The organism is Dactylosporangium sp. NPDC049742 (genome assembly GCF_040674675.1).
Taxonomy (GTDB): domain Bacteria; phylum Actinomycetota; class Actinomycetes; order Mycobacteriales; family Micromonosporaceae; genus Dactylosporangium; species Dactylosporangium maewongense.
Map to the genome: position 1 here is coordinate 41,147 of NZ_JBFANF010000055.1, position 12,900 is coordinate 54,046.

A 12,900-nucleotide genomic window follows, 5' to 3' on the forward strand; every position below is an offset into this window, starting at 1 on the left:
CACGTGACCGAGCCGACGGATCCGCACGTCACAGCCGCTGTGGACCGGGGCGACGTGGACTGGCTCGCCGCACACGTCGACGGCACCGCCTGCCCGCCCGCGCTGCTGGCCCGGCTCGCCCGCCACGGCGACCCGTCCCTGCGGCTGCTCGCCGTGCAGTGGCTCGGCGCACGGCTCACCGGCGGGGACGCCGACGAGGATCTCCTGCGGCTGCTCGCGACGGACGAGACGCCGGAGGTCGCGCTCGCCACGGCAACGCTCTTCCAGCGGCACGGCCGGCTGCCGGCGTCCGCCTGGCCCCGCTGGCGCGAGCACAGTCCGGTGGCGGTGGTGCGGGTGGCGTGGCTGCGGGCCGAGCTGCTGCACCTGCCGGGCCGCCTTCCCGCCGAGCCGGCCGGCGAGCCGCTGTTCCAGGCGGTGGCCGGCCTGGCCTGCGCCGACGCGTCCGACCCGCCGCGGCTGATCGAGGAGCTCACCGGCCGCGACGACCCGGTCCTGCACGGCGCCGCGCTCCGGCTGTGCCGGGAAGGCCTGCGCGCCGCGGTGCTCGCCCCCGCCGCCGCCCGACAAATCCTGGGGCGGCTGCTCGACAGCGGCACGCCGGCGGTCGTGGCGGGCGCGCTGACCGAGCTGGCCGAGCCCTGGGCCGCCGTCGACCCCGTCGCCCCGCACCGCCTGCGCGCGCTCCTCGCCCCCGCGCCCACCGGTCCCGGCGTTTCGCCGCCGGGCGTCGCCGGCCCGTTGGGCGTCGCCGGGCCGTCGGATGTTGCCGAGGCGGCGGTGGCGGCCGCGGCGCGGCACGGCCTCCGGGAGCCCTTGCTCGATGCCGCCGCCGACGTCCGGGTGCCGCCCCGGGTCCGGCAGCGCGCGCTCGAAGCGCTCGGCGAGCTGCTCGACCGCGACCACATTCCCGCCGTCGTCGGTCTCGGCGCCACCGATTCGTTGCTGCTGGGCCCGGCCGCCGTCGCCTGCCTCACCACCATGCACCACCGCGGGCTGATCGTGGCCGCCGCCGACGCCGCGGGGGTCGTGGTCCTCGCGCTCGCCGACCACGCGATTCCCGCCGGCGACGTCGCGGCACTGCTGTACACCGCCCGGCACGCCACCCGCGCCGCCCTCCTCACCGTGACCGCTTCCGATTCCTCTGCGGGGGCTGGTGACGGGAGTGGGGCGGACTGGGCGCGGCGGCTCGATCTGCTGGTCGCCCTCGCGGGGCAGGGGGCGCCGGACCTCGACATCGGCGGGGACGTCGCCGCGTTGCTGCCTCGTGCCGCCGAGCCGGAGCCGTTCCTGGCCGCGATCCGGGCGCTGCGCCACGCCCCCGCCGAGGACGCCGTGCTCGCCGCCCTGCCCCGCGCGCCGGCCGCGGCGCTGCACGCCCTCGAAGCGGTCGGCGGTGACCGTACCGTCGCCGTGCTCGCCGACGGTCTCGCGCAGGACCTGCCGTTCCTGCGGCCGTGGCGGCACCAGGCGCTCGAACTGTGCTGGCTGTTGCAGCCCGACCCGGCCCGCCGGCAGGCGCTGCTGCTGCGGCTCGACCCGGCGGCCCTGCCCGACCGGATCGCCGCCGACCTCGGCCGCCCCGACGAACGCGAGCTCGCCGTCCTGCGCGCCCGCGCCACCCCCGACCGGCCGCTCCAGGCGCTGATCTGGCTGGCCGGCCACGCCGCCGCCGTGGACGACGTGACCGAGCTGCTGGGCCGGATCGTCGCCGAGCTGGCTCTCGCGTACGACACCCGCGGGAACCCGCCGGACGAGCAGCACCAGCTCCCCGCCGACCTCGCCGCCGTCGACGCGGACCGGGACCGGCCGGCGGCCACGAAGCGGATGCCGGTCGTGCCGCAGGAGGCGCTCGCCGCGCTGCAGGGGCTGGGCCGCCGCCTGTACCGCGACGGCCGCATCCGCCCCGTCTGCCTCCTCGACGCCGCCGAACGTGTCACCGGCCCGCCCGACGCGGCAGGACGTTTCTCCGGCCCGCCCGACGTGGCAGGACGTTTCTCCGGCCCGCTCGATGCCGCTGGACGTTTTTCCGGCCCGCACGACGCGGCTGGACGCTTCACCGGCCGGCATGACGCCGCTCAGCTGGACGCCGCCGAGCGGGCCGCGGGGGACGCGTTCGCCGCGAGCGTCGCGCTGGACCTGCTCGAGCGGCCGGGGACGCCGCCGACCGAGCTGGCGGTGCTGCTCGAGCTGCTGGAGCGGGCACCGTACGAGCGGACCCGCGCCCGCACCCACCGGCTCCTGCGCCACCGCGACCCGCACGTGCGCAAACACGCCGTCGCGGTCCTCGCGCGCGACGGGATCGAGGCACTCGCCGCGACGCTGACGCCGCTCACCGCCGCCGGGGACGTGCAGACGGTCCGCCAGGCCCTCATCGCGCTCGGCCGGGCCGGCGCCCGCTGGGCCGGTCACGCCGTCGCCGCCTGCCTCGACCACCCGAACATGAACATCAAGAAGGCCGCGGCGGAGGCGTTGCGCACCACCGGAACCCCCGCCACGGTGCCGCACCTGCTCGGCTGGCTCGGCCGGCACGACAACCCCGGCCTGCGGGCCGCGCTCATCGCCGCGCTGCGGGCGATCCTCGCCGACGCGGCCGACGCGACCGTCATCGCCGCCTTCGAACGCTCCGGCGAACTCCCGCTGCTCGAATCCCTCGACGGCGCCCTGACCGCGCGGTCGGTCGCCGCGCTCACCGACCAGGGCTCGCCGGCCGGCCCGGCGCTGCTGCACCTCATCGCCGGCGGCCGGCTGCGGCTGCGGGACGGCGCCGCCGCCTCGCTCGCCGGCCGGATGGCGGCGCACGGCATCACCCCGTCGGCCGCGGCCGCCGTACGTGAGCCGCATCCAGACCTCGTCGCCCTGACCCGCGACGGGTGGCACGCCGGGACCGCCCGCCGGGTCGCCGCCGCCGGCGGGGACCTGCCCGAGGCGCTGCTGCCCGGGCTGCGGCGGCTGCTGCCCGACTGGCTCAGGCTCGCGGCCGCCGAGCCGGACCTGCGCCCGTCCGTGCTGCGGCTCATCGCGCGCTGCTGCCCGGCACCGTGGACGCCCGAGGAACGGATCGCGTTCGGCCGCGCACGGTCCACTGTGGTCACCGGGGTGGCCGAACTGCCGCCCGCCGCCCGCGACGCCCTCCTCGCCGTCCTCGAGGACCTGGCCCCGCACCTCACCCCCGCCGCCGCGCTGGACGTGGCGTCCAGGTTGCGGGCGGCGCCGCCCGCGCCCGCCGGCCTCCGCTCGACCCTCGCCGCGCTGCGCCGCTGCGGCGCCGTCCTCACCCGCCGCGACGTCGAGCGTGCCCTCGCCGACGCCGCGCTCGGCGCCGACCCGTGGCAGGCCGAGACGCGTGTCCTGCGCGAGGCGTTCGGCTTCCGGCCGTCCGCGGGAGACGCGTGCGATGCCACACCGTCCACAGCGGATTCACGGGAGCACCTCGCCGCCCTGATCGAGGCATGGCCCACCACCGCCGCCGGCGAACGGCCCGCGCTGCTCGACCGGATGGTGGCCCTGCAGCCCATCGACGCTCCACTGTGGACTCTCGGTGAGGAGGCCGGTCGCCCGGACACGGCGCCGCGGACCCCGCACGACGGCGACCTCGACCAGCCCCGCTCGGCCGCCCTGCGCGACCGCCTCCTCACCATGCTCGACCACCCGCAACCCGGCACAACCCAGCGTTCGCGTGCGGCCGAGGCGCTGCGCTCATGGCCCGAACCGGCCATCCAGCGTCGTCTGCTGCAGGTGTACCTGCAGCGCGACACCGACCTGTCACCCACCCCGGCACTGGCCCGCGCGCTGACCCCCGGCGACCTGGCCGCCGACGCCCCCGTCCCGCGGCTGCACCGGGCGATGCGGCTCACCCTCTGGCTCGTGCCGGAGGACCTGCCGCCGCTCGTCCCGGCGCTGCTCCGGCTGCGCGACCACCCGGACCCGTCCGTCGTGGCCGCCGCCGGCACCGCGCTGCACCGGCTGCCGCTCTCCACGGCCACCACCCTGCTCGGCGAGCCCGTCCGGCCGCTGCTGCTGGCGGACCCCGAAGCGCCCCGGCTGCCGGACGGGCTGCTGGACCGGCCGTCGGCGACGGTGCGCCCGCCGACCCGCGACGAGCTGCTGCACCTCGCGCGCGACGGCGACGCCACGCGGATCCGCGTCGCCCTGGCCGGATTGGCCGAGACCGGCGACGGGACCGGCCTGGCCGAGCTGCTCGGGGACCTGCTGCGGCACCCGGAGGCGAAGGTCCGGCTGCACGCCCACCGCGTGTCGCGCCAGCTGCTGGACCGGCCCACGTACCTGCGGCACAGCGAGGTCCTCCTCGCCGACCCGCAGCCGGACATCGTGCGCGCCGCGGTCCGCGCGGTCAGCGGCGCCGCCTGGACGCCGGCGATCGGCGCGGTCGTCGGCCTGCTGCTGCACCCCGACCCGACGGTCCGCCGGACCGCCGAGGCGGGCCTGACCCGCTTCGGCCCCGCCGCCGCGCCGGCCCTCACCAAGGCCGCCGCCCGCGCCCGCCCCGACCGTCGCGCCGCGTACACGAAGATCCTGACCGCCGTCACGACGGCCCGATAGCGCTTGCCCGTTGCCTGCCCCGGCGGTCCTGGCCGACGTCCTACGGCTCAGTAGCCGCTGCCGGTGGACGGTGCGGCCGCCGGCCGCTCCCCGCGCTCGCGGGCGGCGAAGTCGTCGAGGATCGCCTCGGTGACGGTCGCGCCGAAGCGGGTGGCGCCGGCGCGGTGCAAGGTGAGCAGGGTGTCGAGGCTGCGGACCCCGCCGGCGGCCTTGACCTCGACGTGCGGGGAGACCGTGGCGCGCATCAGCTGGATGTCCGCCAGGGTGGCGCCGCCGCCGGCGAACCCGGTGCTGGTCTTCACGAACCCCGCACCGGCCCGCTCCGCGATGCGGCAGCCGGCGACCTTCTGCTCGTCGGTGAGGTACACGTTCTCCAGGATCACCTTGACGACCCGCCCCTGCGCCGCGGCGACCACGGCCGCGATGTCGTCGTGCACGTACGCGTCGTCGCCGTCGCGCAGCCGCCCGATGTGCAGCACCATGTCGATCTCGTCGGCGCCCGCCTCGACCAGCGCCCGCGTCTCCGCGACCTTGACCGCGGTGAGGGTGTCGCCGTGCGGGAACCCGGCCACGGTCCCGACGAGCACCCCCGTCCCGTCCAGCGCCGCCCCGGCGAGGCCGACGTCCGACGGCCGGACGCACACCGAGGCGACCGCCCGGCGCGCCGCGACCTCGCACCCGTGCCGGACGTCGGCGGTGGTCAGCTCGGGGCGCAGCAGCGAGTGGTCGATCATCTTGGCGACGTTCATCGGGACTCTCCTGTTCCGGGTGGCTGCACGTCTGTTCCGGGTGGCCGCACGTCGAACGTGACGCGCAGGTCGTAGCGGGCGCCGACATACCGGCTGACCGTGTGCTCCAGCGGCGCCGAGTGCTGGTCGACGATCAGCCGGGTCTCGACCAGCAGCGGCTCGTCCGCCGGCACGTGCAGCCGCTCGCCGTCGGCGCCGGCCCGCTGCGCCGTCAGCGTCGACGAGCCGAGCGTGGGGCGCAGCCCCAGCCCGTGCAGCGCGTGGTGCAGCGAACCGGCCTCCAGGTCGAGGTCGAGCAGGGCGCTCAAGTGCGCGGGGAAGCAGGCGTACTCGACCGCGACCGGGACGTCGTCGGCGAGCCGTACCCGGGCGATCGACACCACCCGGGGTGCGGCGGCCGTCAGTCCGAGCGCCGCCGCCTCGGCCGCGGAGGCCGCCCGGACCTCGCCCTCCAGCAGGCGCGAGCGCGGGGTGCGCCCCCAGCCGCGCACCTGGTCGTGGAAGCTCATCAGGGTCCCGGCGGCCCGCGGCTCGGGCCGCTGCCGCACGAACGTGCCCCGCCCCTGGATCCGCTCGATGAGCCCGTCGGACTCCAGGGCGTTGAGCGCGGCCCGCACCGTCATCCGGGCGACCCCGAACTCCGTGGCGAGCACCGACTCGGCCGGCACCGTGTCGCCGGGCCGCGCGCCGGCGAGCCGCGCCCGCAGCTCCCGCTCGATCCGCACGTACAGCGGCGCCTTGCTCACGAGTCCTCCAGGTCCTCTAGACAACCTAGACAGTGCCAGACGCTGTAGGGAAGCGTCAACCCGACCGGGTGATCGACGGTCGATACCGTGGAAGCCCGGGGCGGCCCGTTCCTATGGTGGTCCGATGAGCGCAGCCGGAGCGGCCATGTTGGGTCTGTTCGCCGCGCTCACGCTCGAAGCGCTCGACCTGCTCGCGGCCCGCCGCCGGACCGGGCGGCCGCCGTGGCGCGGGGCGGGGGAGCCGGGCCCTGGGGCGTACGCGGTGTCCGTCGCCGTCCGGTGCCTCGCCGGCGCGGGGCTGGCCGCGTGGCTCGGAGCCTCCGGGCAGGCGTCCGGCCCGGCCGGGGCGGTGGCGTCGGGGATCGCGGCACCGTTGCTGCTGACGCAGATCGCCCGGGTTGCCGTGCCGTTCCTGAGTTTCGCCGCCGTCGCCGGTACGACTGCCGCCACCGCTTCCGAGACCGCCACGCCGATGCTGAGCGACACCGGACGGGTGTCACGCCTGCGCGTCAAGCTGCCCGCGGCCCGCAAGAAGACCGGCGACGACCACCGTGCGAGTTGAGGCCTTCCTTGCGCGGCTGCTCACCGCGCTGGGACGTCACGACCGGTCGGCGCCCGCCCGCGGGCTGGTGCTGGCCGCGCTGAGCCGGGACACGCCCGCCTTCGGCGGCACGGTCCAGGCCGGCGGCCCGCGTCAATGGCCTGCACCGCGCCACCGGACCGCCCCGCCTGACCAGCCCGTTGCCCCGGTCCGCCGCGGTACGCCACTGTGGCGAGCCCGGACCGCCGACCCGACGCACCCCGCTGCCTTCCCGTCAGATCGGCCGGGCTCCTCGGACAACGACCGGCCGGCCCTGACCTCCGCGCTGCCGGACCAACCAGACGCGTCGGCCGCCTCGTCCGCCTCGGACCGAGCACCGGCCGGCCGTCGGCGGTCACTGTGGCGCGGCCGGAACTCGTCGCCCGGTCTCACGTCCGGCGGGTCGGTGGCGGATCAGCCCGGCATTCCGGATGGCGAGCCGGCGCGTCGTGGGCGGTTGCTGTGGCGCGGCCGGGGTGCGTCGCCCCGCGGTTCGGCGGCGGATCAACCGGGTGCTCCGGGTGATGAGCCGGCGCGTCGTGGGCGGTCGTTGTGGCGCAGCCGGGCCGGCTCGCCCGGTTTCGTGCCCGGCGAGTCCGCGGGGCGGGACCGAGGCGGTTCGGTGGCGGATCAGCCGGGTGCTCCGGGCGGTGAGCCGGCGCGTCGTGGGCGGCTGCTGCGGCGGGGCCGGGGTGCGTCGTCCGACGTCGCGTCGGCCGGCTCGCGGTGGCCCGGGCAGGGGGCGGTGCCGGATGTCACGCCCGCGGGATCGTGGCTCGGCGACGCGGCGCCTGCCGGGGTGCGGTGGCCGGCGTGGGGTGGGTCGCCCGCGGAGCAGTCCGGCGCGGATGTCGTGCCCGCGTTGCCGCCGCGGCAGGCGAAGCGTGAGGCTGCCTGGCCGCCGCCGCTGTTCGCGATGCCCGACGCGAGCCCGGCGCGGCGCTCGCCGTCGACCACGACGCGGCGGCTGTGCGCGGCAGTACACCTCGACTCAGGCCTCGCAGACCAGGTCGTCGCCGAGCTCACCGACGACCCGCGGCGGGCCGTGGCGCCGTCGGTCGGCCTGGATCTGGAGCCGGTGCTGTGCCACGCGCTGCGGGCCAGGCTGCTGGGCACGGTCAGGGACGCGTTCCTCACCGCGGCGGTGGTCGTCGCGCTGATCCTCGCGCCGCGCACCACCGTCGCCGTCCTGCTCCTCGGCGCCGTCGCGGGGCTGTGCCGGTCGAAGGCGGTGCGAGGGGCGCCGCCCGCCGGGAGGGCGCTGCTGGCCGCCGCGCTGGTCTTCGGTCTCGTCACGGCCGTCGGCGCGGTGCTGACGGTCGCCGGCTCGACCGTCGCTATGCCGGGCGGTGAGCTCGACCGGGTCGTCGCCGCCGTCGGCGCGGCGCCCGGGGGACGGGTGTGGGCCGCGCTCGCGGTCCTGGCCGGGTGCGCCGTCGCCGGGCACCTCGCGCACCTGTGGTGGACCGCCACGACCCTCACCGCCGCGGCCCATCCGGCCCCGGTGCGGGCCTCGACCGCCCGGCGGGTCGCGGTCGTCGCGGCCGCGCAGCGGGGCAACGTCGCGTTCAGCCGGGGCGACCCGTTCGTCGGTGCCGGGCCGCGGGTGCGGGCGTGGTCGGTCGCGGTGGCGCTGCGCGCGGTCGACTCCGGCGGCTACCGCCCCCGCAGCCCCGCGACCCTCGACCCCGTCCTGCTGCGCCGGCACGTCGGCCAGGCGCTGCAGGGCCTCGGCGACGGCACCGGGCATCACGGGGTGCCCGGGCTGACGGTGACGTCGTACCTGGCCGCGGACGGGGTCCGCGGCGGCGGCGACCCGCTGCTCGACGACGGTGTCCCGCTGCCGCTCGCCTCCCGGGAGGCCGTCGACGCCGTCGTCCGGGCCCCGCAGGAGGGCCTGCGCCACTACGACCGGGTCGTGATCGTGCCGCGTGCCAGGGCCGTCACCACCGCGGAGGGCCGGCCGGTCGTGCCGCCCGACGACGGCGACGGGCACGTGTCCGTGTTCGTGCACACGTCGATCGAGGCTTCGGTGGTGTACGTCGAGCTCTCCGCCCACGTCCTGCCACCGGTCCGCACCGCGTGCTTCGTGCCGGCGCCAGTCGTACACCTGGAGCTGCTGACACAGCTGACGGCCGCGCCGTGGCGACTGACCCGCACGGCGGCCCACCGGCTGCGAGTCCTGGCGCGCCGGCCCGACCCCGGCGGCTGGCACGACCACAGCGCCCGCCTCGGCATCCGCGACCTCGTCGGCGACCCCACCGCCGCCCTGCCCGCCCTGGAGGCGACGAAGTACGTGAAGATCGTCGAACGCGTCCTGGTCGAAGCCGTGGCCGACTTCCTGGAGCGTTACGACCTGGACGCCACCACCTTCCGCGCCGAGGTCCCGACGGCCCACTGAGCCTCTCCGCCGGCCGTGCTCACGGGGCACCCGAGCCGGGGGTGACCAACCCGGTCTCGTACGCGGCGACGATCGCCTGGGCGCGATCACGCAGCTGCAGCTTCGACAGGATCCTGGCGATGTGCGTCTTGACCGTGGCGTCGCTGAGCTGCAGCTGCGCCGCCAGCTCCGCGTTGCTGAGCCCCCTGGCGAGCAGCCGCAGCACCTCCACCTCGCGCGGCGTCAGCCCGGACAGGTCACGATGGAGCGTGGCGGTGCGGGCGTCCCGGGTCGCGTACCGCTCGATGAGCCGCCGCGTGATCGACGGCGCCAGCAGCGCGTCACCGTCCCGGACCAGCCGCACCGCGCCGACGAGGTGCTCGGGGCTGACATCCTTGAGCAGGAACCCGCTGGCCCCCGCCGACAGCGCCGCGTAGACGTACTGGTCGAGGTCGAACGTCGTGAGGATGATGACCCGCGGCGCGGCCCCCGTGACGGGCCCGCCGAGGATCCTGCGGGTCGCCTCGAGCCCGTCCATGCGCGGCATCCGCACGTCCATGAGCACCACGTCGGGCCGGGTACGCCGGACCGCGTCGACCGCCTCGGCCCCATCGGCCGCGTCCGCGACCACCTCGATCCCACTCGCCGTGAGAATCATCCGGAACCCGGTCCGCACCAACGCCTGATCGTCAGCGACGACCACCCGCAACGGCTCGCTCACGAACCCTCCCTCCACCACACTCCGGACCACGATGCACCGCCCCCGCCCACCCGGCGTTGCCACTGTAAGGATTCACGGGGCCATCCCGACCGACCGTGCCGCTCGCCGGAGATCGCCGGCCGTCGCCGCGATGCCCGGACACTGCCCTTCACGCCGCCGCCATGATCGAAGGACAGCCCTGGCCACGGGCACGGCCGGAGCCATCCTTCGATCATGACGTGGGTGGCAGCGTTCAACGATGGACGAGGCCCGGCAGCAGCCGCGCAGATCGCCGGACCACCTCGGGGACCGCGGCATCGCCAACTCACCACAACCACCACGGACAAGGTCGCACCGACCCCACCGCCGCGCCCGCAATGTCGGCGAACGGCGTTGCACCCGCGCTGCTGGGGTGGTGGCGGCGTATGTAGGGGAACGGCGTGCTGTCGGTGGTGCTGCTGGGGAACGGCGCGGTGTTTGCGTTGCGGGATGGCACGTTCGCAGAGACGGGGGCAAGTGCCGCGCTGCTGAGGGCAGCGCTGAGGGGACGGGCGCTCTCCGCACTGGGGATTGACGCGGTGTCGGCACGGACGGCGCGTCGGTGCGGGACCGTGCACTGTCTGCGTTGCTGGGGAACGGCGCACGGAATGGCGCGATGTCCGTGTTGCTGGAGACGGCGCTCTGTCCGGGTCGTTGCGGGACGTCGCGCGGATTGCGCTGCTCGGGAATGGCGCGTTTTGCAGGGGGTCGGCGCTGCGTCCGGGAGTTGGGGACGGTGCGCTGACAGGGGGTGGCGCAAGGGGCCGGGTTGGAGATGCTGCGTTTGTGGAGGACGGGTGTTGTTGGGGACGGCGCAGCGGTCGGGTGGTTGGGAGGCGGCGCAGGTGCTGGGTCGGCACGGCGCGTTGTGAGAGGAGGGTGCGGTGTCCGCGTTGCCGGGGCGGTGTGGTGTTGGGACGGTCCAGCGGCCGGGTATTGAAAGACGGTGCGTCGGCGGGGAATGGCGCAGGGGTCGGGTTGGGGACGGCGGGCTGTCTGCGTTGTGGAGGACGGTGTCGGTGCTGCCGGGGCGGTGTGGTGTGGTGTTGGGACGGTGCAGCGGCCGGGTGGTTGGGGTGGCGCAGATGCTGGGTCGGGGACGGTGCGTTGCGGGAGAACGGTGTGGTGTCCGCGTTGCCGGGGCAGCGTGGTGTCGGCGGCGGCGCAGCGGTTTGGGTAGTTGGAAGACGGTGCGTGCGTTGGCGGGGACGGCGCAGGGGCCGGGTTGGGGACTGTCGGCTGTCTGCGTTGTGGGGACGCTGCGTCGTTCGTGCTGATGGGGCGGGCGCAGCATCCGGAAAAGTTGGGGGACGGTGCGTTCAGGGTTGGTGCAGCGTCTGTGGAGCTGGGGGACGGCGAGGTGTCGGTGTTGGGGCAGCGCGGCGTTGGGGACGGCGTGCAGCCCGGGTGGTTGGGGGACGGTGCAGCGTCCGGGGTGATTGGGAACGGTGTGCAGCGCGGGTAGTCGGGGGACGGCGCGGCCGCAGGGAAGGGTGCAGCGTCCGGGTAGGTGGGGACGGGGCGGTCTGCTGGTGCGGGGGAAGTGCGGGTGGCGGTCAGTTCATGTCGGAGAGCCGCTTCAGGTGGCGCAGCATCGCGGTCTCCCGGTGAGTGGCCGGGGAGGAAGGCGTCGCCCGTGACTGCATGGATGGCCAGCAGCGCCGAGGCGGCGGGGAAGGGGGCCGGGGATGGGGGCGCCGGGTGGTGGGGTGGGCGGGTCATGGGGCGGGGATCGGGATGGTGGCGTGGACGCGGAAGCCGCCGGTGGGGGTCGGGCCGGCGGACAGGGTGCCGTCGTGGACGGTCAGGCGGTCGCGGAGGCCGGCCAGGCCGCGGCCGCTGCCAGGGTCGGCGGAGGTGTCGGCGCCGCCGCCGGTGTCGGTGACGTCGACGTGCAGGGTGTCGGTGGTGTGGTCGACGGTGACGGTGACCGAGGCGCCCACGGCGTGCTTGACCGCGTTGGTCAAGGCTTCCTGCACCACCCGGTACGCCGCCAGCTCCACCCCCGCGGGCAGTGGCACCCGCGTGCCGGTCTGGACGACCTCGACGGGGACGCCGGTGCGGCGGACGCGGTCGGCGAGGACGTCGAGCTGGTCGAGGCCCGGCGTCGGGGCGAGGTCGGGGCCGTCGCCGTCCATCGTGAGCAGGCCCATGACGTGGCGCAGCTCGACCATCGCGGCGCGGCCGCTCGACTCGACCGCCAGCAGGGCCTCGCGGGCCAGGTCGGGCTCGGTGTCCAGGACGGTGCGGGCGGCGCCGGCCTGGACGACCATCATGCTGACGCTGTGGCTGACCACGTCGTGCAGCTCGCCGGCGAGCCGGGCGCGCTCCTGCTGGACGGCGAGGCTCGTCGCGGTCGTCTGCTCCCGCTGCAGGGCCAGGGCCCGCTGCTTCCAGACGTGGATCGCGTTGGCGGTGAGGCTGACCGCGCACAGCAGCAGGAACACCGCCAGCCCCGGCCCCGCCTCCGTCTCCGCGTCGCCCCGGCCGCTGGCGAGCAGGGCCACGGTGGCCACGATGACGCTGCCGATCGCGAGGGCCCGGTGGCGGCTGTACAGCGCGGCACTGTAGGCGGCGATGACGAAGCACACCAGCGCCGGCGTCGGGTCGAACCCGGGCTCCGCGCGCAGCAGCAGCGCGGCCACGACGATGACCCACAGCGAGGCGACCGGGAACCTGCGGCGGGTCACCAGCGGCAGCGCCAGGAGGGCGGCCAGGACATACTGCCCGGTGGACGGCTCGTCGGGGACGAAGTGCGGGCCCGGGTCCAGGTCCGGCGGCTCGGGGACCGGTGGCAGGCGCAGGTCGGGCACCCGCATGTGCCGGTCGTCGTCGAAGACGAAGTCCGGCGCGGGTGCGTCGCCGGGCTGTGACGTGCTGCTGACCGTGACCAGCGTGAGCACCAGCGCGAGGACGGCGTCGGCGGCCCACGCCCACCTGCTCAGCTTCGGCATCGGGCCGCTCACGCGCCACAGCTCGGCGCCGATCGCCCGCAGCTGCCGCCGCACGAACCCGATGTCCACGGCCCAAGTCTGCCAAGCGCCCCGCCCCCTGGCATCGGCTTCAAAGACCACACGCCGCCGCGCGGTGTAGTCCAAAAGGATGACCCACCCGCCGGAGACCGTCACCGTGGCCGACGTGCC

The 12,900-nt window shown here is 76.2% G+C and carries 7 protein-coding genes; 3 read left to right on the forward strand and 4 right to left on the reverse strand.

All coding sequences use genetic code 11. The features are described from left to right. Nucleotides 1-3: 3 nt before the first annotated feature. Complete coding sequence (locus tag AB0J72_RS44125) at nucleotides 4-4,563, forward strand: HEAT repeat domain-containing protein (protein WP_363411144.1); 4,560 nt, start codon at nucleotides 4-6, stop codon at nucleotides 4,561-4,563. A gap of 47 nt (nucleotides 4,564-4,610) precedes the next feature. On the opposite strand, the gene deoC is transcribed toward AB0J72_RS44125, so the two are convergent. Together deoC and AB0J72_RS44135 are read right to left on the reverse strand one after the other, a co-directional pair. Then, a complete protein-coding gene (deoC, locus tag AB0J72_RS44130; RefSeq protein WP_363411147.1) occupies nucleotides 4,611-5,312 on the reverse strand; it encodes a deoxyribose-phosphate aldolase in 702 nt (233 codons plus the stop codon). Beyond that, a complete protein-coding gene (locus AB0J72_RS44135) occupies nucleotides 5,309-6,058 on the reverse strand; it encodes a GntR family transcriptional regulator (protein ID WP_363411150.1) in 750 nt (249 codons plus the stop codon). Before AB0J72_RS44135 ends, deoC begins: the two co-directional genes overlap by 4 nt. Nucleotides 6,059-6,182: 124 nt before the next feature. On the opposite strand from AB0J72_RS44135, the gene AB0J72_RS44140 reads away from it, so the two are divergent. Further along, nucleotides 6,183-6,620 (forward strand): hypothetical protein, encoded by a 438-nt coding sequence (locus tag AB0J72_RS44140; protein ID WP_363411153.1) that lies wholly within the window; start codon nucleotides 6,183-6,185, stop codon nucleotides 6,618-6,620. A gap of 763 nt (nucleotides 6,621-7,383) precedes the next feature. Beyond that, entirely contained in the window at nucleotides 7,384-9,039 is a 1,656-nt protein-coding gene (locus AB0J72_RS44145; protein ID WP_363411156.1) for a hypothetical protein, read from the forward strand. Between the two features lie 19 nt (nucleotides 9,040-9,058). Here AB0J72_RS44145 and AB0J72_RS44150 read toward each other — a convergent pair whose 3' ends face one another. Both AB0J72_RS44150 and AB0J72_RS44155 read right to left on the reverse strand, forming a co-directional pair. After that, nucleotides 9,059-9,739, reverse strand: a complete 681-nt coding sequence (locus AB0J72_RS44150; RefSeq protein WP_363411159.1) for a response regulator transcription factor — start codon at nucleotides 9,737-9,739, stop codon at nucleotides 9,059-9,061. Nucleotides 9,740-11,475: 1,736 nt separating this feature from the next. Next, a complete protein-coding gene (locus tag AB0J72_RS44155; protein WP_363411162.1) occupies nucleotides 11,476-12,780 on the reverse strand; it encodes a histidine kinase in 1,305 nt (434 codons plus the stop codon). Nucleotides 12,781-12,900 lie beyond the last annotated feature (120 nt).

Excerpts from the sequence above, each read along its gene's own strand:
- deoC (WP_363411147.1), bottom strand. The coding sequence starts at position 5,312 with ATGAACGTCGCCAAGATGATCGACCACTCGCTGCTGCGCCCCGAGCTG.
- AB0J72_RS44140 (WP_363411153.1), top strand. The coding sequence starts at position 6,183 with ATGAGCGCAGCCGGAGCGGCCATGTTGGGTCTGTTCGCCGCGCTCACG.